The 20,482-nt window shown below is 70.1% G+C and carries 18 protein-coding genes and 3 tRNA genes; 6 read left to right on the forward strand and 15 right to left on the reverse strand.

All coding sequences use genetic code 11. The features are described from left to right. From RFN52_RS12565 to RFN52_RS12620, 12 genes are all read right to left on the reverse strand, one after another. The gene (locus tag RFN52_RS12565; RefSeq protein WP_311240942.1) at positions 1 to 1,326 is read right to left on the reverse strand and encodes an NtaA/DmoA family FMN-dependent monooxygenase; all 1,326 of its coding nucleotides are present in this window, start codon (positions 1,324 to 1,326) and stop codon (positions 1 to 3) included. Between the two features lie 5 nt (positions 1,327 to 1,331). Beyond that, complete coding sequence (locus RFN52_RS12570) at positions 1,332 to 2,009, reverse strand: cysteine hydrolase family protein (RefSeq protein WP_184846029.1); 678 nt, start codon at positions 2,007 to 2,009, stop codon at positions 1,332 to 1,334. Then, complete coding sequence (locus tag RFN52_RS12575; protein ID WP_184846030.1) at positions 2,009 to 3,070, reverse strand: LLM class flavin-dependent oxidoreductase; 1,062 nt, start codon at positions 3,068 to 3,070, stop codon at positions 2,009 to 2,011. The genes RFN52_RS12570 and RFN52_RS12575 overlap by 1 nt, the downstream gene beginning before the upstream one ends. A gap of 38 nt (positions 3,071 to 3,108) precedes the next feature. Beyond that, on the reverse strand, positions 3,109 to 4,230 hold the full coding sequence (locus RFN52_RS12580; protein WP_184846031.1) for an ABC transporter substrate-binding protein: 1,122 nt from the start codon (positions 4,228 to 4,230) through the stop codon (positions 3,109 to 3,111). 122 nt (positions 4,231 to 4,352) lie between these two features. Further along, the gene (locus tag RFN52_RS12585) at positions 4,353 to 5,207 is read right to left on the reverse strand and encodes an ABC transporter permease (protein WP_184846032.1); all 855 of its coding nucleotides are present in this window, start codon (positions 5,205 to 5,207) and stop codon (positions 4,353 to 4,355) included. A gap of 14 nt (positions 5,208 to 5,221) precedes the next feature. Further along, positions 5,222 to 6,070, reverse strand: a complete 849-nt coding sequence (locus RFN52_RS12590) for an ABC transporter ATP-binding protein (RefSeq protein ID WP_229856272.1) — start codon at positions 6,068 to 6,070, stop codon at positions 5,222 to 5,224. Positions 6,071 to 6,229: 159 nt separating this feature from the next. Further along, complete coding sequence (locus RFN52_RS12595) at positions 6,230 to 6,655, reverse strand: hypothetical protein (protein ID WP_184846036.1); 426 nt, start codon at positions 6,653 to 6,655, stop codon at positions 6,230 to 6,232. Positions 6,656 to 6,774: 119 nt separating this feature from the next. Continuing rightward, the gene (locus RFN52_RS12600) at positions 6,775 to 7,182 is read right to left on the reverse strand and encodes a PIN domain nuclease (RefSeq protein ID WP_184846038.1); all 408 of its coding nucleotides are present in this window, start codon (positions 7,180 to 7,182) and stop codon (positions 6,775 to 6,777) included. Next, positions 7,179 to 7,412, reverse strand: a complete 234-nt coding sequence (locus RFN52_RS12605; protein WP_184846040.1) for a type II toxin-antitoxin system VapB family antitoxin — start codon at positions 7,410 to 7,412, stop codon at positions 7,179 to 7,181. The genes RFN52_RS12600 and RFN52_RS12605 overlap by 4 nt, the downstream gene beginning before the upstream one ends. Before the next feature lie 332 nt (positions 7,413 to 7,744). Next, positions 7,745 to 7,821 (reverse strand) — tRNA-Ile (locus RFN52_RS12610). A gap of 189 nt (positions 7,822 to 8,010) precedes the next feature. After that, positions 8,011 to 8,083 (reverse strand) — tRNA-Asn (locus RFN52_RS12615). Positions 8,084 to 8,088: 5 nt separating this feature from the next. After that, a tRNA-Asn gene (locus RFN52_RS12620) sits at positions 8,089 to 8,161 on the reverse strand. A 160-nt stretch (positions 8,162 to 8,321) separates the two neighbouring features. Between RFN52_RS12620 and RFN52_RS12625 the strand changes: the two genes are divergently transcribed. From RFN52_RS12625 to RFN52_RS12640, 4 genes are all read left to right on the forward strand, one after another. Continuing rightward, on the forward strand, positions 8,322 to 8,627 hold the full coding sequence (locus RFN52_RS12625) for a YtxH domain-containing protein (RefSeq protein WP_062926707.1): 306 nt from the start codon (positions 8,322 to 8,324) through the stop codon (positions 8,625 to 8,627). Between the two features lie 175 nt (positions 8,628 to 8,802). After that, positions 8,803 to 10,251, forward strand: a complete 1,449-nt coding sequence (locus tag RFN52_RS12630) for a xylulokinase (protein ID WP_184846042.1) — start codon at positions 8,803 to 8,805, stop codon at positions 10,249 to 10,251. A gap of 110 nt (positions 10,252 to 10,361) precedes the next feature. Then, positions 10,362 to 12,095 carry an ABC transporter ATP-binding protein gene (locus RFN52_RS12635; protein ID WP_184846043.1) on the forward strand — a complete coding sequence of 578 codons (1,734 nt, stop codon included), beginning with the start codon at positions 10,362 to 10,364 and terminating at the stop codon, positions 12,093 to 12,095. Next, on the forward strand, positions 12,095 to 14,023 hold the full coding sequence (locus RFN52_RS12640) for an ABC transporter ATP-binding protein (protein WP_184846045.1): 1,929 nt from the start codon (positions 12,095 to 12,097) through the stop codon (positions 14,021 to 14,023). The genes RFN52_RS12635 and RFN52_RS12640 overlap by 1 nt, the downstream gene beginning before the upstream one ends. 181 nt (positions 14,024 to 14,204) lie before the next feature. On the opposite strand, the gene RFN52_RS12645 is transcribed toward RFN52_RS12640, so the two are convergent. Then, the gene (locus RFN52_RS12645; protein WP_311240943.1) at positions 14,205 to 15,506 is read right to left on the reverse strand and encodes an RNA polymerase sigma factor; all 1,302 of its coding nucleotides are present in this window, start codon (positions 15,504 to 15,506) and stop codon (positions 14,205 to 14,207) included. A 139-nt stretch (positions 15,507 to 15,645) separates the two neighbouring features. Here RFN52_RS12645 and RFN52_RS12650 point away from each other — a divergent pair, with 139 nt between their 5' ends. Both RFN52_RS12650 and RFN52_RS12655 read left to right on the forward strand, forming a co-directional pair. After that, entirely contained in the window at positions 15,646 to 16,263 is a 618-nt protein-coding gene (locus RFN52_RS12650) for a hypothetical protein (protein WP_184846049.1), read from the forward strand. Further along, the gene (locus RFN52_RS12655) at positions 16,260 to 17,258 is read left to right on the forward strand and encodes a nucleotidyl transferase AbiEii/AbiGii toxin family protein (RefSeq protein ID WP_184846051.1); all 999 of its coding nucleotides are present in this window, start codon (positions 16,260 to 16,262) and stop codon (positions 17,256 to 17,258) included. The genes RFN52_RS12650 and RFN52_RS12655 overlap by 4 nt, the downstream gene beginning before the upstream one ends. Before the next feature lie 6 nt (positions 17,259 to 17,264). On the opposite strand, the gene dnaG is transcribed toward RFN52_RS12655, so the two are convergent. Continuing rightward, positions 17,265 to 19,184, reverse strand: a complete 1,920-nt coding sequence (dnaG, locus tag RFN52_RS12660; protein ID WP_184846053.1) for a DNA primase — start codon at positions 19,182 to 19,184, stop codon at positions 17,265 to 17,267. A 29-nt stretch (positions 19,185 to 19,213) separates the two neighbouring features. Continuing rightward, positions 19,214 to 20,479 carry an NAD(P)/FAD-dependent oxidoreductase gene (locus tag RFN52_RS12665; RefSeq protein WP_184846055.1) on the reverse strand — a complete coding sequence of 422 codons (1,266 nt, stop codon included), beginning with the start codon at positions 20,477 to 20,479 and terminating at the stop codon, positions 19,214 to 19,216. Between the last annotated feature and the right edge of the window lie 3 nt (positions 20,480 to 20,482).

The raw sequence follows: 20,482 nt of genomic DNA on the forward strand, positions 1-20,482 counted from the left end.
TCACACCGCCAGGTTCTCGCGGAGCGTGGCGCCGGTGTGGGCGGGCGCGAGGGCGCCACGGCGGCGCAGCTCGGGCAGCAGCAGCTCGCTGATGTCGTGGAAGCCGGAAGGCATGGCCAGCGGGCAGGAGATCATGTAGCCGCCGCGCGATCCGGTCGCGGCGAAGTTCTCCTCCAACGCGTCGGCGACGGTGGCGGCGTCGCCGACGACGCTGTGATCGAGACCCGTCGCGCTGCCGCGGCCGTGGGCGAAGAACTCGTCGCGGCTCATCGTGTGGTCCTCGCCGAACTCCGCGATGAGCGAGCCGATGAGACCCGCCGGGCTGGCATTCACCGCGACGAGCGAGTCGCGCACCTCGGCCAGCCGGAAGGACCGCGGCAGCGTCGAGAAGTCGTACCCGGCGTTGTGCGACAGGTAGGTGGCGACGGCTTCCTCGTTCCAGAACTCGTGCACCGCGTCGCGGCGGGCCCGTGCCTCGGCCGTCGTACGGCCCACGATGACCTGCGTGGCCCAGAGGATGCCCACCCGGGCCGGGTCGCGCCCCTCGGCGAGGAGTGCCTCGTCGAGCAGCGTGCGGTGGCGCTGCTGGGCGTTGAGGTTGCCGCCGAAGCCGAAGACGAGATCGGCGAACCGTGCCGAGGCGGCGATGCCGCGGGGCGAGTTGCCCGCCTGGACGACGAGCGGGTGGTGCTGCGGACTGGGAACCGACGCGAGCGGCCCCTTGACGGTGAAGAAGCGCCCCTCGTGGTCGATCGGATGCACCTTCGCCGGGTCGGCGAACCGGCCCGTGTCCCGGTCGCGCACGATGGCGTCGGGTGCCACCGAGTCCCACAGAGCGCGGCAGACGGCGACGAACTCCTCCATCCGCTCGTAGCGCAGGTCGTGGTCCATCAGCTCGCCGAAGCCGTAGTTCGCCGCGTCCGCGCCGCGCGTCGAGGCGACCACGTTGAAGGCGATGCGCCCGCCCGTCACATGGTCGAGCGAGTTCAGCAACCGGGCCACGTAAAAGGGGTGCATGAACGTCGAGGAGTACGTCAGCCCAAAGCCGACCCTTTCCGTCACGGTGGACATCGCCGCGATGACCGGTGACATGTCGTGGCGCGGCCACTGGATGCCCCACTCCACTGCCGGCTCGATGCTGCCCCGCCAGGTGCTCGGTATGCCGCTGCCGTCGCCGAAGAACAGCATCCCGACGCCGGCGCGCTCGGCCGTCCGCGCCAGCTCCATGTACATGCGTACGTCGGGGAAGTCCCGCCCGATCCAGGAGCCCTGCCGGGCCCAGGCGCCCTCGGTGTGGGTGAAGGAGAGGTCGAAGGCGATGTGCATGCCGTTCACTGTGCTGCCTTCTTCCACAGGTCGACGACCTCGTCGGTATCGCCGAGCACGGCCACGTTGAGGCCCAGCTGCACGAGCGCCGCGGCATGGACGTCGAGGTCGTAGGCGGCCGTTGCATCCCGGGGGACGACGACGGGCCAGTCCAGTTGTACGGCATCCTGGGCGGTCGCGTAGACGCAGCACTCGCTCGTCAGGCCCACGACGGTGAGCCAGTCGCAGCCGGCCGCGCGCAGCCGTTCCCGGAGATCGGTGCCGAGGAATCCGCTGTACGCCCGCTTGACCACGCGCGGTTCACCTTCGGCAGGCCGCATCCGGTACCACTCGGCGCCCGACGTACCGAGTACGCACGGCTCGTCCGGGCCCATGGGTGCGTCGTAGTCGCCCCCGCGCAGCCAGTTGCTCGACCGCCAGGGCCGCGCGGGGTCGCTGCCCAACTCGACCCAGACGACGGGCACTTCGGCCGCACGGGCGGCGTCGACGAGGTCGCGGATGCGGGTGACGGCCTGGTCGAGCGCCGACAGAGCGGCAGCCGTCAGGCCGTATTCCGTGAGGCGGTCCGGATCGGCGAAGTCGCGCTGTACGTCGACCACGACCAGCGCGGGCCTGCTGCCGGGCCGGGTGAGGTGGGCGAGTTGCCGTTCACGCAGGTCTTGTCTGTCACGCAGGTCGGACATCAGGCCGCCACCTCGTCACGGGCGCGCAGGGCCGGCAGCACGGTCTCGCCGAACAGCAGCATGTCCTTGTCGTACTCCGGGAAGATCAGCATGAGTCCGTCCAGGTCGGCCTCGCGCACGATGTACTCGATGTGGTCGGTGACCGTCCGCGCCGATCCGGCGACGTACGCGGTCTGGAACGCCGCCTCACCGGTGGCCCCGTCGGCCCACGCACGGGCCTGGTCCTCGGGCATGCCCCAAGTGCGGCGCATCTGGGTGAGCGCCTCACGGTCGAGGCCCGCGCCCCACTCCTTCACCTTCCTGACGGCCAGTTCGTCGGTCTCGTCCTGGACGACGGTGAGCATCGAATAGGTCTTGCAGACACGGCCGTTGGCCTTCGCCCGCTCGTGGACGTCCGCCGAGAGCTTCCGCATCTCGTCGAGGCTGTCGGCGGCGAGGAAGGCGCCGTCGGCGTACTTGGCCTGGAAGCGGCGGGCCTCCTCGGACCGGCCCGCGTTGATGAGGGTCGGACGGGTGGCCGGATGCGGGCGGGACTCGCAGTCGACGAGGTCGAAGTACGGCGTGCGCAGGGTGACGGAGTCCTCGCTCCACAGCCGGGTGACGGCCTCGGTCCACAGCTCCGTCATCTGATAGCGGTCCTCGTGACTGAGCCGCGGGTCCCACATGCCGAACTGCTCGAACTCTCCCGCGTAGGCACCGTTGACGATGTTCATGCCGGCGCGGCCGCCGGAGATGTCCTGGAGGGTGGTGAACATCTTCGCCGCGATGGCGGGGTTATGGACGTTCGCGTGCATGGTCGCCCAGATCTTGACCCGGCTGGTCGCCTCGGCGAGCGCCGACATCATCGTCATCGACTCCAGCGAGCGGCCCCAGTGGTCGGTGCTGCCGCCGAAGCCGCGCCACTTCGCCATCGACATGATGAAGTCGAGGCCGATGGCCTCCGCGTGCAGGGCGGCGCGCTTGTTCCACGCGTAGTCCGCCTCGGGGTGGGGAGCGGTCGTGGACAGCATCCATCCGCCGTTCCCGATGGGGAGGAAGATTCCGTACTCTTTCGCGGGCATGTGTGCGCCTTTCGTGAGATGCCTGATCCGCGATGCGGCTACGGGGCGGGCCAGACGAGCTTGCCGCCTACGCCTGCGCCTGCGTAGATGTCCTTGACGTAGGAGGTGTCGAACCAGCCCTCGGCCCGCTCGACGGTCACGCTGCCGGGCACGACCTCGAACTGGTGCAGCATGTCGACGATCCCCGCCACGTTCTTGGGGTCGATGCCGCCCAGCGGCTGCCCGGGCGTCGGATGGTCCTTGACGTAACTCGTCTCGGTCTTCCAGATGGTCGTGTTCAGCTTCTTGTCGTACGTCGGTCCGGACAGCTCCGCCGCGTACCCGACGCACTCGGCGATGTGCGCCTCGCCGGCGTCGCAGTAGTCGTAGGCGTGCAGCGCGGCGCGCAGGATGTCCTCGACGGCGTGCGGGTGCGCCTTGGCGAACGCCGTATTCACCGCCATCGCGCCGAGCGAGCTCGGGACGCCGTAGTCGACCGGCTTCCACACCGTGACGGGGTGGCCGGCCGCCTTGAGCTGGTTGGGCTCGTTGGAGACGAATCCGGTGAGGGCCGCGAGACCGTTCTGCCTGCGCGGCAGTACGGAAGGGTCGTAGCCCTGCTTGACCAGCTTGAGCGAGTCCCACTTGACCCCGGCCTTGACCAGCATCGCCCTGACGGTGGCGGGGACGTAGCCCTTGTGGCCGACGACCTTGCCGTCGAGCTGGGTCAGCTTGGTGATGTCCTTGTTGGTCATCAGGACCTCGAGGCCGGCGTTCGAGTACGAGGAGACGCCCGTGAGGTCGATCCCGTTGGCCCGGGCCTGGATGACGTCCTGCTCGGCGACCGGACCCACGGTCGCCTGACCGCTGGCGAGCAGCTTGGTGTTCTGCGCGGTGTCGCCGGTGCCGGGCTTGAGGACGACGTTCAGGCAGAGGTCTTTGAAGTAGCCGAGCTTGGCGGCGGCGACGTACTCGAGGATCGACACGGACGACTGGTACTGGTAGCCCGACAGGTAGGTGATCGTGCCGGCGTCCTTGTTCTCGGCGCAACGCTTCGCGGAGATCGCGGACCCTGCCGAGCCCGCCGAGGTGTCAGCGGCGGAGTCCGCGCCGCATCCCGTGAGGACGGTGGTCAAGGCGACGGCGGCGAGCGTGGTTCTGATGAGGCCGGGGTGTGGCATGGGTGACTCCAGACTGGCGGTGGCCGCCGGGGAGGGTGCGGAGGAGGGCATGGGTCTCCGAGCGCCCCGCCATCGCGGGCCACGGGCTGAACGAGGAAGGGGGAACGGGGAAGCGGGAAACGTCAGTTGTGCTCGCTGTCGTGCCAGTGCAGCACGCGGCGTTCGACCAGCGTCACGGCGAGCAGCAGCAGCACGCCCATGACGGCCAGGACGAGGATCGAGGCGTATACGACCGGCAGCTGGTTCATGGACGAGGCCGTGCTGATCGCGGTGCCGAGGCCACGGGTGGATCCCGACGCCGACATCTCGGCCACCACGGCGCCGACGATCGACAGCGGGAAGACGATGCGCAGCGCCGCGAACAGGAACGGCAGGGCGTTGGGGATGCGTACGTGCCACAGCAGCTCGAAGCGGCCGGCATCCATCGTCCGGTACACCTGCAGCACCTGCAGCGGCACGGATCCCAGGCCGGCCGCGGTGTTGATGAGAATCGGGAAGAAGCAGATCAGGCCGGCGATGATGAGCTTGGGCAGCGGACCGAAGCCGAAGGCCACGACCAGGGCAGGTGCGATCGCCACGAGCGGGGTGACGTTGAGGACGACCGCCATCGGCATGACCGCCCGGCGCAGGAGCGGCAGTTCACTCGTCAGCACCGCGAGGACGAACGCGGCGACGAACCCGATTGCGAGGCCACCTGTCGCCTCGCCCACGGTCACCAGGGCGTTGTCGACGTAGTAGCCGAACTGGGTGGTGAGCGAGCTGCCGATCTTCGGCAGCGGCGGCAGCAGGTAGGGCAGTTCCTGGGCTGCCCACTGCCACAGGACGGCGAGGAACGCCAGCATCACGAGGAGGGGCGCCCACACGGAGGGGCGGATCCACGCGATCCGGGACTTCGGATGCCTGAGGCTGAAGCGCGACGGTTCGACGGGCCGCTCGCTCTCGGTGGCCAGGGGAGCGCGTTCGTCGGTCACGGTCATCTCCAGGCCCCCACTCACGCGGCTTCGCCGCGCCAGGCACGGCGCAGTCGGTCTCGGATCAGGTCCTCGTACTCGTGGAAGCGGCGCTCCCCGAAGAGGCGGTCACCGCGTGGCCGTGGCAGGTCGACATCGATGACGTCCACGATGCGGCCGGGGCGCGGGGCCATGACGACCACGGTGTCGGAGAGCCGGACGGCCTCGGACACGGAGTGCGTGACGAACAGCACCGTCGTCTTCAACTCGTCCCACAGATCCAGGAGTTGGTCCTGCAGGCTCTCGCGGGTGAACTCGTCGAGTGCCGAGAACGGCTCGTCCATGACGAGTACGTCGGGCCGCAGTCCGAAGGCGCGGACGATCGCCGCACGCTGCCGCATGCCACCGGAAATCTCCGCGGGGAGCTTGTGCATGGCCTCGCCGAGACCGGCCTTGACGAGGAGCTCCCGCATGTCGGGGACGGATGGCGTGGACTGCACGGACTGCACGAATTCGTGCTCCGCAAGGCCGGCGATGCGCTCGCGGCGCCTGGCCGACCCCTTGTTGATCTTCTGCGGCAGAGTGACGTTCCGGAGCACGGACAGCCACGGCAGCAGGGCGGGGCTCTGCGGCACGAGCCCGATCATCTTGGCGGCGCACGCCTGCGCGGGCGGGACGCCGTGCACCCGGACCTCACCCCGGTCGGGCCGCTCAAGGCCGGCCGCGAGGCGCAGCAGTGTCGACTTGCCGCAGCCGCTGGGCCCGATGAGGCTGACGAAGCGGCCGGACGGCACCGTCAGATCAACGTCGTCGAGGGCATTCGTCGCGGACGGTCCGAATCCGTAGACCCGGTGCACCGACCGCAACTCAAGTGCTGGCGTACCAGTCACCTTCACGCTCCCATCCATGTCGCGAGCGCGAAGGCTCGATCCTGGAAGTCGGAGAGCGTGCGTAGCGAGTGCGAGACTGCGACGCGGAAATCCGCTTAGGTGCTCCGGACACTAGGAGCCCTGTGTTACGGCGCCCGACCGCACAATGTTTCGCGGACTTTACGTTCGACCGCCCGGTGTTACGACCGTGCTCCCGTCGAAGACGTAGACCTCGATGCCGAGATCCGCCGCTGCACGCGCCACCCACCCACCCAGAGCCTGCACGATCACCTCGGTGACGAGCAGCACCGCACGCTCGGCGGTCGGCACCGAGTCCCGCAGCCAGAGCAGCTTGAACATGTCCGCCATGACCTTGTTGCGGTACGCGGGCTTGTAGCCCCCCTGATTGCTGACGAGCTGAACGAGCACACGACCCGCCGCGTCGATCCCCTCGACCTCGACACGACTGTTGTCGGGCAGCATGAGCGGCTTCGGCCGCAGACTGACGCCGAGCCGGTCACCGAGCGCCAGCAGCATCCGGCGTTCGATGGACCCCTCGGTGAAGCGGCTCCACTCGGTAGGAGCGTCAAGGACTGTAAGGTGCACGCGCCGGAGTCTAGGAAACGCCCGTTTCGCCCGTGTTTCACGCTGCCGAAGGCCCCCACGCCGATCGTCGGCCACTACGAGAGGCCAGAGGCCGACAGACGTGATCCTGCCTCCGGAGATCAGGCTCGTACGTCCCGCTGCTGAACTTCCTTGAGGACTCCGGCCACCGTCGCGAAGTCATTGTCCACGTGGAGGACGGTGTGCCCATGGTGTACAGCTGTCGCACACACCAACAGGTCGATCGCTCCCGCCGCCCGATGCTGGCCCCTCTGGGTCAGTTTGTACTGGGCGGTGTCGACCCACCGCCAGGCGTTCTTGGGAACCGGAGAGAGCAGGCAGAGCGCGTCCAGCTCCTCTGCCAGCTCATCTCGGTGAGACGGGCTGGTCGCCGAGTAGAGAAATTCGGCACGTGTCGGCTCGCAGAGGTGGAACACCCCGGCGGCGATGTGCCCTTCCCAGGGGCGCAGCGCACCTGGAGTACGGAACAGGTGCCACAGAGCCGAGGTGTCCAGCAGATACGTGATCACCCGAAGGCCTCGCGTCGCGCACGCTTCTCAGCGTCATGCGCCGCCGCGGCCTGCTCGAACTCGCCACGCGAACCTCGCGCGGCGAGCTTCTCCGCTGCCTCAAGTCTCTTGATCCGCGCCACGTAATCCCGAAGGGCCGCGTTGACGGTCTCCTTCTTTGTCGTGGCACCCATGAGCCGCATGGCCTCGGCCAGCGCCTCGTCGTCGAGATCAATCTGCGTGACGGACACCGGACACCTCCAACATCCACAATGTATGCATCCAAGATACATCGCCAACATTGAATACGGCCACCAGTCACAGCAGGCCACTCAAGGGAGGTGCGCAGGATGTCGAGGCGCTCCCATTCGGACTGCTTACCGAAGCAGGGCGGATCAGCGGGGCCTGCCGCATCCCGACACGAATCACCCCTTGAGGCCTATGACCGATTTGACCGGAATCAGCGTCCGGAATCTGCACTGCCGATCACGAAAGCACCCGTCGAGACGCGCTACCAGCGTCCCTCAAATCGCCGCCCCACCAGCATAGTTGCCGGTCAGATCGATTCTCCTCGCGTAGCGAGTGGTGGGGCGGGTGGGACTCGAACCCACGGCCGACGGATTATGAGTCCGCTGCTCTAACCGGCTGAGCTACCGCCCCATAGCGGCGTGTCGCGTACATGTGTGCGCGCCGTCTGCCGCAGCATAGCCGCTCATACGATCTCCTGCTTCGGCTGGGCGGCTTCGCGCGGCCTACATGACCTTGAGGACTGCGCCGGGTGCCGCGCGGTTCCCGGACAGCGGATCGGACATGAAAAAGGACCCCTGAGAGGGGTCCTCGTTCAACCTGCTCCCCCGACTGGACTCGAACCAGTAACCTGCCGGTTAACAGCCGGCTGCTCTGCCAATTGAGCTACGGAGGACCGAGCTCCCCGGACTGGACTCGAACCAGTAACCTGCCGGTTAACAGCCGGCTGCTCTGCCAATTGAGCTACCGAGGAAGGTCTCGTTTTGCATCGAACGCACCTACCTGGGTATCCGCCAGGGGGCGCGCGTTCGCTGCGACACATACATTAGCGCAAGCAGGGGGGTGCTTCGCCAATCGGTACTCCCCGGCACCGACGCCGCACCGGAGACCTACGCAAGGAAAGGGTGGCCGCCATGCGTTACCGGCTCACGTTCGTCGCCGGAGTCGTCCTGGGTTACGTGCTGGGCACGAGGGCCGGGCGCGAGCGCTACGAGCAGCTGAAGAAGTCAGCCCGGCAGTTCGCTCAGAACCCCGCGGTCCGCAACACCGCCGAGACGGCGGCCCATCAGGGCCGTGAGTTCGCGGGCAAGGCGTACCACGTGGTGAGCGACAAGGTCGGCGACCGAGTCCCCGACTCGGTGGCGGACCGGGTCCGTCACCTCCGCGACCGAGCCACCCACAACGGCGGCGAGGACGACTGGGGCACGACCAATACCTGATCTCCTGATGCCGAGCAGCCCCGGACCCCCTGAACGGGGGCGCGGGGCTGTATCGATGTGCGGCTCCGCCGCGTGGGCGCGACCAGCCCCGACGCACCCGCACGCTGAACCCGGCGACACACCCCCACGGCGCCCACGGCTCCAGCCGGCGCAGCGGTGCGGCAGAATTTTGGCCATGGGGATAGTCGCCGGGTTGGACAGTTCACCCGATTTCACTCGTATCGTCGTCTGTGACACGGACACCGGAGCCGTGCTCAGGCAGGGATATGCACCGCATCCGGTGGAGAGCCCCGCGGGCGGTGGCCGGCCGTCGGACGTCGATCCGCAGGCCTGGCTGCTCTCCCTGGGCGAGGCCGCGGGCGGTGGGCTGCTCGAAGGTGTGCAGGCGATCGGCGTCTCGACGCAGCAGAACGCCGTCGTGCCACTGGACGCGCAGGGCAACACCGTGCGGCCGGCGATGGTCGGCGGTGACAAGCGGACGCAGGTCGCCGCGGCCGACCTGGTCGACGCGCTCGGCGGGCGTGAGGCGTGGGCGCAGGCCGTGGGCTGTGTGCCGCAGGCCGCGCAGCCCGTCACGAAGCTGCGCTGGATGGCCCGGACCGAGCCGGAGAACGCGCAGCGCACCGCGATCCTCCTCCAGGCACACGACTGGCTGGTGTGGCAGCTGCTGGGCCGGCCGGTCAGGAGGACCACCGACCGGGGCGGGGCGTCCGGCACCGGCTACTGGTCGGCGGCGACCGGCGGCTACCGGACCGACCTCGTGGAGCTGGCGCTCGGGCACCAGGCGATGCTGCCGGAGGTGATCGGCCCGGCGGAGGCGGCCGGTAGGACGCCGGAGGGGCTGCTGATCTCCGTGGGCACCGGCGAGACCATGGCGGCGGCCTTCGGTCTCGGCATCGGCCTCGGTGACGCGGTGGTGTCGCTGGGCGCGTCCGGGTCCGTGATGGCCGTGCATCCCGAGGCCCTGGTCGACGGGTCGGGCATGATCACCGCGCTCGCGGACGCGACCGGCATGCACCTGCCCGTCGTCACCACGCTGAACGCCGTACGGACCCTGCGCGGGGCCGCCGAGCTGCTCGGGCTGCCCGATCTGGAGAGCCTGTCCGACCTGGCGATGAAGTCGACGCCCGGCTCGCACGGGCTGGTGCTGCTGCCCTATCTGGAGGGCGAGCGGACGCCGAACCTGCCGCACACCGCCGGGACCCTGGCCGGGCTGCGGCGCGAGTCGATGAAGGCGGAGCACCTGGCGCGGGCGGCGTTCGAGGGGATGCTGTGCGGGCTCGCGGACGCGCTGGACGTGCTGCGCGGCCGGGGTGTGGAGGTGCGCCGGGTGTTCCTGCTCGGGCCGGCCGCCGAGCTGCCCGCGGTCCAGGCGGCGGCACCCGCGCTGTTCGGGACGCAGGTCGTGGTGCCGCAGCCGGCGGACTACGCGGCGATCGGCGCCGCCCGTCAGGCGGCCTGGGCGCTGGGGGCGTCGCAGGGCACGCTCGACGTGCGGAACCCGCCGGTCTGGCAGGGTGCGGTGGCGCAGGTGCTGGAGCCTGGGGACGAACTGGCCGTGGGGCAGGCGGTGCGGCAGCAGTTCGTGGCGGTGCGGGAGCAGACGCATCCCGGAGCCCTCTGACCTTTTGACCGCCCGTTGGGTTAATTCGGTTGAGGTAACGCGGGTGGAGTGTTCGACGATAGGGGCCAGGGGCAACCACTCGCCCCGTCGCCCACTCCGAGAGAAGCAGCGTGCTCATACGACTTCTGCGGACCTATCTCAGGCCCTATCAGAGACCCATCGCCCTGCTGGTACTGCTGCAGTTCCTGCAGACCTGCGCCACGCTCTACCTGCCCACGCTCAACGCCGACATCATCGACCAGGGTGTCGTGAACGGCGACACCGGCTACATCCTGGGCTACGGCGGTCTGATGATCGGCATCTCGCTGGTCCAGGTCGTGTGCAACATCGGTGCCGTGTACTACGGCGCCCGTACGGCGGCGGCGCTGGGGCGGGACGTGCGCGGTGCCGTGTTCGACCGGGTGCAGTCGTTCTCCGCGCGTGAGGTCGGCCACTTCGGGGCGCCGTCGCTGATCACCCGGACGACGAACGACGTCCAGCAGGTGCAGATGCTGGCGCTGATGACGTTCACGCTGCTGGTGTCGGCGCCGATCATGTGCGTGGGCGGCATCGTGCTGGCGCTCGGGCTCGACGTGCCGTTGTCCGGGGTGCTGGTGGCGGTCGTGCCGGTGCTGGGCATCTGCGTGACGCTGATCGTGCGGCGGCTGCGGCCGCTGTTCCGTGCGATGCAGGAGCGGCTGGACTCGGTGAACCGGGTGCTGCGCGAGCAGATCACCGGCAACCGTGTGATCCGGGCCTTCGTCCGGGACGAGTACGAGCAGCAGCGCTTCCGGAAGGCCAACACCGACCTCACCGACTTCGCGCTGGGCACCGGCAACCTGCTCGCGCTGATGTTCCCGATCGTCATGACGGTGGTGAACCTGTCGTCGATCGCCGTGGTGTGGTTCGGTGCGCACCGGATCGACAGCGGCGGGATGCAGATCGGCGACCTGACCGCGTTCCTGGCCTATCTGATGCAGATCGTCATGTCCGTGATGATGGCCACCTTCATGTTCATGATGGTGCCGCGCGCGGAGGTGTGTGCCGAGCGCGTCCAGGAGGTGCTGGACACCTCCTCCAGCGTCGTGCCGCCGTCGGCGCCGGTGCGGGAGCTGCGCCGGCACGGGCATCTGGAGATCCGCGGGGCGGGCTTCCGCTATCCGGGTGCCGAGGAGCCGGTGCTGCGGGCGGTGGATCTCGTGGCCCGTCCCGGTGAGACGACGGCCGTCATCGGCTCGACCGGCAGCGGCAAGTCCACGCTGCTCGGGCTGGTGCCGCGGCTGTTCGACGCGACCGAGGGGCAGGTACTCGTCGACGGGGTCGAGGTCGCGGAGATCGAGCCCAAGCTGCTCGCGAGGACCGTCGGGCTGGTGCCGCAGAAGCCGTACCTGTTCGCGGGGACCGTGGCGACCAACCTGCGCTACGGCAATCCGGACGCCACCGACGAGGAGCTGTGGCACGCGCTGGAGGTGGCGCAGGCCAAGGACTTCGTCGACGGCCTGGAGAGCGGGCTCGACGCGCCGATCGCGCAGGGCGGGACGAACGTCTCCGGCGGGCAGCGGCAGCGGCTGGCGATCGCCCGGACGCTGGTGCAACGGCCCGAGATCTACCTCTTCGACGACTCCTTCTCCGCGCTCGACTACGCCACGGACGCCGCCCTGCGGGCCGCGCTCTCGCGGGAGACCGCCGAGGCGACGGTGGTGATCGTCGCCCAGCGGGTGGCGACCATCCGGGACGCCGACCGGATCGTCGTCCTCGACGAGGGCCGGGTCGTCGGCACCGGGCGGCACCACGAGCTGATGGCGGACAACGAGACCTACCGGGAGATCGTGCTCTCCCAGCTCACGGAAGCGGAGGCTGCCTGATGGCGGGGCCCATGGGGCGGATGATGGCCGGGGGCGGCCCCGACCAGCGCTCGCTGGACTTCAAGGGATCCGGCAAACGGCTCGTCGCGCGGTTCCGCCCGGAGCGCGCGACCATCTACGTGCTGCTGCTGTGCGTGGTGCTCAGCGTCGGCCTCAACGTCGTCGGGCCGAAGATCCTCGGCAAGGCGACCGACCTGGTCTTCGCGGGCATCGTCGGACGGGGCATGCCGGAGGGGGCGAGCAAGGAGCAGGTCCTCGACTCGATGCGGCAGCGCGGGGACGGGGACGTCGCCGACATGCTGCGCAGCACCGACTTCACCCCCGGCGCGGGCATCGACTTCACGGCCGTCGGGCATGTGCTGCTGCTCGCGCTGGGAGTGTTCACGGTGGCCGGGCTGCTGATGGCGGTGGCGACGCGGCTGGTGAACCGGGCCGTGAACCGGACCATGTTCCGGATGCGCGAGGACGTCCAGACGAAGCTGTCGCGGCTGCCGCTGTCGTACTTCGACAAGCGCCAGCGCGGTGAGGTGCTGTCCCGGGCGACGAACGACATCGACAACATCGGGCAGACGCTCCAGCAGTCGATGGGGCAGCTCATCAACTCGGTGCTGACCATCATCGGCGTGCTCGCGATGATGTTCTACGTCTCGTGGATCCTGGCGCTGGTCGCGCTGGTGACCGTGCCGCTGTCGTTCGTCGTGGCCACACGGGTGGGCAAGCGGTCGCAGCCGCACTTCGTGCAGCAGTGGCGCTCCACGGGGCAGTTGAACGCGCACATCGAGGAGATGTACACCGGGCACGCCCTGGTGAAGGTGTTCGGGCGGCAGGAGGAGTCGGCGCGGCAGTTCGCCGAGCAGAACGACGCGCTGTACGAGGCGGGGTTCAAGGCGCAGTTCAACAGCGGGGTCATGCAGCCGCTGATGATGTTCGTGTCGAACCTCAACTACGTGCTGGTCGCGGTGGTGGGCGGGCTCCGGGTCGCCTCGGGCTCGCTGTCGATCGGCGACGTGCAGGCCTTCATCCAGTACTCGCGGCAGTTCTCCATGCCGCTGACGCAGGTCGCCTCCATGGCGAACCTGGTGCAGTCGGGTGTCGCCTCCGCGGAGCGGGTCTTCGAGCTGCTCGACGCGGAGGAGCAGGGTGCCGACCCGGTGCCGGGCGTGCGGCCGGAGGAGCTGCGCGGGCAGGTGGCGCTGGAGCACGTGTCGTTCCGCTACGACCCCGACAAGCCGCTCATCGAGGACCTGTCGCTGAAGGTCGAGCCGGGGCACACGGTCGCCATCGTCGGCCCGACCGGCGCCGGCAAGACGACCCTGGTGAACCTGCTGATGCGGTTCTACGACGTTACCGGCGGGCGCATCACCCTCGACGGGGTCGACATCGCGCGGATGTCCCGGGACGAACTGCGCGCCGGGATCGGCATGGTGCTCCAGGACACCTGGCTGTTCGGCGGCACGATCGCGGAGAACATCGCGTACGGCGCGTCCCGGGAAGTCACCCGCGGGGAGATCGAGGAGGCGGCCCGGGCGGCGCACGCGGACCGGTTCGTCCGGACGCTGCCGGACGGGTACGACACCGTGATCGACGACGAGGGGACGGGGGTCAGCGCGGGTGAGAAGCAGCTGATCACCATCGCCCGGGCGTTCCTGTCCGACCCGGTGATCCTGGTGCTGGACGAGGCGACCAGCTCGGTCGACACGCGTACCGAGGTGCTCATTCAGAAGGCCATGGCGAAACTCGCCCACGGGCGTACGTCGTTCGTCATCGCCCACCGGTTGTCGACGATCCGGGACGCGGACGCGATCCTCGTCATGGAGAACGGGTCGATCGTCGAGCAGGGCACGCACGAGGAGCTGCTCGCGGCGGGCGGTGCGTATGCGCGGCTGTACAAGGCGCAGTTCGCGCAGGCCGTGGCCGAGGTGGACTGAGTCGCGCCCGGGGGTGCCGAGTGGGGCCGTGGGGCGGCTGCGGGCCCGGTGGGGGATGCTCGCGCCCACGCGGCGGAGCCGCACACGGGCACAGCCCCGCGCCCCTTGGGGACGTGAAGCTGACGCCCCTTCAGGGGCGCGGGGAACTGCGCGATCCGCCCCCACCGGCCCGCGGACGGCGTCAGTCCAGGTAGCCCCTGAGCTGGTCCGCGAAAGCGTGGTCCCGCAGCTTGTTGAGGGTCTTGGACTCGATCTGCCGTATCCGTTCCCGCGTCACGCCGAAGATGCGGCCGATCTCCTCCAGCGTGCGGGGGCGGCCGTCCGCCAGCCCGTAGCGGAGTTGCACCACCTTCCGCTCCCGCTCCCGCTCCCCCAGCGTCGACAGGACCGCCTCCAGATGCTCCCTGAGCAGCAGGAACGCCGCCGACTCCACCGGAGAGGCCGCGTCGCCGTCCTCGATGAGGTCGCCGAGGGCGACGTCGTCCTCCTCGCCGACGGGCGCGTGCAGCGACACCGGCTCCTGGGCGAGGCGCAGGACCTCGCTGACCCGCTCCGGCGCGAGGTCCAGGTGGGCCGCGACCTCCTCCGGGGTCGGCTCGTAGCCCCGCTCCTGGAGCATGCGCCGCTGGACGCGGACGACCCGGTTGATGAGCTCCACGACATGGACCGGGACCCGTATCGTGCGGGCCTGGTCGGCCAGGGCACGGGACATGGCCTGGCGGATCCACCACGTGGCGTACGTGGAGAACTTGTAGCCGCGGGCGTAGTCGAACTTCTCGACGGCCCTGATGAGGCCGAGGTTGCCCTCCTGGACGAGGTCGAGCATGGTCAGGCCGCGGCCGACGTAGCGCTTGGCGACCGAGACGACCAGGCGCAGGTTCGCCTCGATCAGGCGGCGTTTGGCCATGCGGCCCATGACGACGAGCCGGTCCAGGTCCAGGGCGAGCTGGCTGTCCAGGTCGGGGGTGAGCCGCAGCTTCTCCTCGGCGAACAGGCCGGCCTCGACACGGCGGGCGAGTTCGACCTCCTCCGCGGCCGTCAGCAGGGGGATGCGGCCGATCTCCCGCAGGTACTGGCGGAACAGGTCCGAGGAGGGGCTGCCGGTCTCGGTGCGCAGGCGCGGCGGTTCGACGGCTTCGGGCTCCTCGGCCGGCTCCACGGCACCGGCGGGCGGCTCCTCCGGCTCCGGTTCCGCCTCGGGGTGGTGCACGGCGCGGCTCTGCGCCGGGACCGCGGACAGGGCGTCGGCCTCCACGTCCGGATCGGTCCCGTCGGCGCCAGGGGCGGCACCGGCGCCGGTCTGGGTGAGGGTCTGGGTCTGCACGGGGGCGACCTCCAGGATGATCGCTGCCAGGGGGTACGGCAGCGGTACTTCGGGGGCGGAGTCGGCCTCGCCGCTTTCCGTCCCGTACGCGATGAGCGGAACCGCGGGGGTCTGGGACCCGTCGGTGACGGATCGGCCGCGCTCCGAGGACTCAGGCACCGCAACCCAGTGTGGGGTAAGACACATCGTCGCCACGAGGGGCGTGCGATGACTTTTTGCTTCCCGTCCGTGACCGCGCGGTCGCCCCTCGTGGGAAACCCGGATGCCTCATATGCCACCGGTCTGCGACGATCGTCCGATGTCCGCTTCCCTGTACGAGTCACATGTGACGGTCCGCTGCTCCGGCCCCGACGAGTCCGCCCGGCTGGGCCGGTGGGCGGCGGCGGGCGGGTTCAAGCTCACGCACATCGTGCTGGCCAGGGGCCGGATGCGCGACCAGCCGATGCTCACCCTGTCCGGTTCGCCGTCGTACGCCGGCGAATCGGCGCGCGTGCGGGACGTGGCCGCACGCTTGCGGGCGGACGGCTTCGATCCGGTGCGCGTGAAGATCGAGTCGTCGCCCTGGGCGCCGGAGGTGCCGCGCCGGCCCTGCGACGACGGGCGCTACTTCGAGCACCACGTGAAGCTGCGGCTCACCGCGGACACGGACCTGGCGGCTCTCGCGGCGCGCGTCCTGCCGCACGGCGCCCATCTGTCCTGGAACGCCCGGCGGGTGCACGGTCGGCACCACGAGCGGTTCGTGACCCAGCGCTGCCACGCGGTGGACGCCGACGGCGCGGGCCGGGCACTGGAGCGGCTGCTGGCCGAGCTGCGGGGCTGTGAAGTTCTCTCTGTGGAGCGGGAGTTCGTGCTCCACGACAGTGATGTATCGGTGGACGAGGGATGGCTGGAGGAGCCGGTGGGGGTAGGGGCATGACCGGGACGGCATGGGAGAGGTTCGGCTGGCTGAGTTCCGAGATCCCCCGGGAGCCGCTGGACGACGCCACCCGCCGGGTGGAACACCTGCCGAAGACGCTGCGTCCGGTGCCGGGGGACGACGTGGTGCAGCGGCCGGTCTTCGACCCGGCCCTCAAGCACCTCCAGAAGGCCTATCGCGCCACCGACCCGTGCTTCACCGACCCGGCGCGGGACGAGGCGTGGCGGGCGGCCCGCGGCCGGGCCCTGCACCTGGTACTGGCCGCGATCGCCGGCTCGCCATGGGTGGACGCACTGGTGCTGCGGGGCAGCGTGCTGATGTCGGCCTGGTTCGGGGAGGCCGCGCGCGAGCCCGGTGACCTGGACTTCGTCGTCGTTCCGCACACCTGGCGGATGGACGACGGCCGGACGGACCGGATGCTGACCGGGATCGCGGAGGCGGCGCAGGAACTGGCCGAGACGCGGGGGCCGGGGGTCGGGATCTCGGCACGCGGCGCGGTGGTCGAGGACATCTGGACCTACGACCGCGTGCCCGGCCGGCGCATGGTGCTCCCCTGGGGCGCGCCCGGCCTGCCCGGCGGCCACGTCCAGCTGGACTTCGTCTTCAACGAGCGGCTGCCCGAGGGACCCGAACTCGTCGAGCTGCCGGGCGGTGCGCTCGTCCAGGCCGCGACGCCGGAGCTGTCGCTGGCGTGGAAGCTGCTGTGGGTGATCAACGACGTGCACACCCAGGGCAAGGACCTGTACGACGCCGTCCTGCTGGCCGAGCGGTACCCGCTGCGTTACGAGCTGCTGCACGAGGTGTTCCGGCTGTCGGGCGAGTGGCCGTACCCGTACCGCGAGAAGATCCTCCTGGAGGACGTGGCGGAGGCGGTCGGCTACGTGGAGTGGGAGCACTTCGTCACCGAGTACCCGCGGTTCCGGTACGACGAGCGGACGTTCGCCGAGCGGCTGGTGCGCGCGGTGACGCCGACCTTCCAGGGGGCCGGGGCCTGACCCGTGTCAGAGCGCGGCGGCGCCGTGTACGCGCAGGGTCTGGTCGTACTGCTGGAGGACCCACAGCTCGTTCTGCACGGCGGCGAGCTCGGCCGGGTCGCCGTGGGTGCCGAGGCGGGTGAGCCGGCCGGTGATGTCGCGGATACGGCGCTCGACGGCCCGGCGGCGGACCGTCACCAACTGGGCGCCCGCGTACACCTCGTCGGCGCCCTTCACGCCCTTGTGCAGCATGATCGCCTCGACGGCCAGCTCCGTGACCATCGCGCGGACGGCGTCGTCGGGGGCGGCCTCGCGGACCCTGACCAGGTAGTCCTGGGGGTCGGCGACGCCCGGTTCGGCGCCGCCCGCGTCGAGGATGGCCTGGCGGACGGCGGCGTAGGGCGGGGCGGTGAACTCGTCCACGCCGTACGCGTCGAAGGCCGGGGAGACCAGCTCGGGGCGCTGGAGGGCCAGTTTGAGCAGTTCCCGTTCGGTGGCGAAGACCGGGTTGCGGAGGTTGAGGGCCGGGCCGCGGGGGGCGGCGGGCTGGGGCGGGCCGGCGTACTGCTGCCCCTGGTGGTGCCGCTCCGGGGCCGGGCCCTTGCCGCCGCGGTCGCGGGCCCAGCGGGCCAGCTGGGCCACGCGCTTGACCACGAACTGGGTGTCGAGGATGCCGAGCATCCCGGCGAGCTGGACGGCGACCTCGTGCTGGGCACCGCTGTTCTTGATGCGGGCGACGATCGGGGCGGCCTCGTCCAGCGCGGAGGCGCGGCCCGCCGGGGTGTCGAGGTCGTAGCGGCTGACGATCTGGCGCAGGGCGAACTCGAAGAGCGGGGTGCGGGGTTCGACGAGGTCGGCGACGGCCTCGTCGCCCTTGGCGAGGCGCAGGTCGCAGGGGTCCATGCCGTCGGGGGCGATGGCGATGTACGTCTCGGCGGCGAACTTCTGGTCGTCCTCGAAGGCGCGCAGGGCGGCCTTCTGGCCGGCGGCGTCGCCGTCGAAGGTGAAGATGACGCGGGCCGAGCCGTTGTCCATGAGCAGCCGGCGGAGGATCTTGATGTGGTCGCCGCCGAAGGCGGTGCCGCAGGTGGCGATGGCGGTCGTCACACCGGCCAGGTGGCAGGCCATGACGTCCGTGTAGCCCTCGACGACGACCGCGCGGGACGCCTTGGCGATGTCCTTCTTCGCCAGGTCGATGCCGTAGAGGACCTGGGACTTCTTGTAGATCGCCGTGTCGGGCGTGTTCAGGTACTTCGGGCCGTTGTCCGCCTCGTAGAGCTTGCGGGCGCCGAAGCCGACGACGTCGCCGCCGATGTCGCGGATGGGCCACATCAGACGGCCGCGGAAGCGGTCGATGGGGCCGCGGCGGCCCTCCTGGGAGAGGCCGGAGAGGACCAGCTCCTTGTCGGTGAAGCCCTTGCCGCGCAGGAAGCGCGTGAGGTGGTCCCAGCCCTGGGGGCTGTAGCCGACGGAGAAGTGCTGGGCGGCGGCCTGGTCGAAACCGCGCTCGGCGAGGAACTGGCGGCCGGTGTCGGCCTCCGGGCTGGTCGCGAGCTGTTCCACGTACCAGTCGGCGGCGATCTTGTGGGCCTCGACCAGGCGGATCCGCTCGCCGCGCTGGTGGGAGGGGTTGTAGCCGCCCTCCTCGTAGCGCAGGGTGATGCCCGCCTGGCCGGCCAGGCGCTCGACCGCCTCCGAGAAGGTGAGGTGGTCGATCTTCATCACGAACGTGATGGTGTCGCCGCCCTCCTGGCAGCCGAAGCAGTGGAAGAACCCCTTGCTCGGGCTGACCTGGAAGGAGGGCGACTTCTCGTCGTGGAAGGGGCAGAGACCCTTGAGGTTCCCGCCGCCCGCGTTGCGCAGCTGGAGGTACTCGGACACCACGGCATCGATCGGGACCGCGTCCCGTACCGCCTTCACGTCCTCGTCGTTGATCCGTCCTGCCACGCGTGAAGTCTACGGGGGTGGTGTGACAGCTACGGTGCGAGGCTTTCCAGGGGGACGTGCGGGTCCGCCAGCGACTCCGTGTTCACCCTCGCCTTGGAGCGGACCAGGCGCTGGATCTTGTCCGTGACGTCCCACACGTTCACGTTCATCCCGGCCAGCACCCGGCCGTCCTTCACCCAGAACGCGATGAACTCGCGCTTGCCGGCGTCTCCGCGGATCACCACCTGGTCGTAAGAGCCCGCGGGCGCCCAGCCGGAGTACTCCATGCCCAGGTCGTACTGGTCGGAGAAGAAGTACGGCACCCGGTCGTACGTCACCTCGCGGCCCAGCATGGAGCGGGCGGCCGCCGGTCCGCCGTTGAGGGCGTTGGCCCAGTGCTCCACGCGCACCCGCGTGCCGAACAGGGGGTGCGGGAAGGAGACGACATCGCCGGCCGCGTAGACGTCCGGGTCGGAGGTGCGCAGCCGCTCGTCGACGACGATGCCGCCGCCGTGGGCCCGGTCGGCGATCTCCAGGCCCGCCGTCTCCGCCAGGTGCGTGCGCGGGGCGGCGCCGATCGCCGCCAGCACGTCGTGCGCCGGGTGCTCCTCGCCGTCGTCGGTGCGGGCCGCGAGGACCATGCCGTCCTGGCCGACGATCTCCGTCAGGCGCCTGCCGAAGTGGAAGCGCACCCCGTGCTCGCGGTGCAGCTCGGCGAAGAGCCCGCCCAGCTCCGGGCCGAGCACGCCGTGCAGCGGGGTCGGCCCGTGCTCGACGACCGTGACCTCCGCGCCGTACTCGCGGGCCGCCGCCGCGACCTCCAGGCCGATCCAGCCAGCTCCGGCGATGACGAGATGGCCGTTGTCCCGGCCGAGGTTGGTCAGGACGTGTTTGAGGCGCTCGGCGTGGGCGAGGCGGCGCAGGTGGTGCACGCCGGCCAGGTCCGTGCCCGGGATGTCCAGGCGGCGGGGCTCGGCGCCGGTCGCCAGGAGCAGCTTGTCGTAGCGGACGACCGTGCCGTCCTCGCCGAAGCGGACCGTCTTCGCCGTACGGTCGATCGCGTCGACGGTCTGGCCGAGGTGCAGCTCGATGTCGTTAGCCGCGTACCAGGCGGGTTCGTGCACGAAGACGCTGTCGCGTTCCTCCTTGCCGAGGAGGTAGCCCTTGGACAGGGGCGGGCGCTCGTAGGGGTGGTCGCGCTCGTCGCTGATCAGTATCACGCGGCCGGTGAAGCCCTCCGCGCGGAGCGTCTCGGCCGCCTTCGCGCCGGCCAGTCCGCCTCCGACGATGACGAATGTCTGATCCGCGTCGACCACTTG

The sequence above is a fragment of the Streptomyces collinus genome (genome assembly GCF_031348265.1).
Taxonomy (GTDB): Bacteria; Actinomycetota; Actinomycetes; order Streptomycetales; family Streptomycetaceae; genus Streptomyces; species Streptomyces collinus.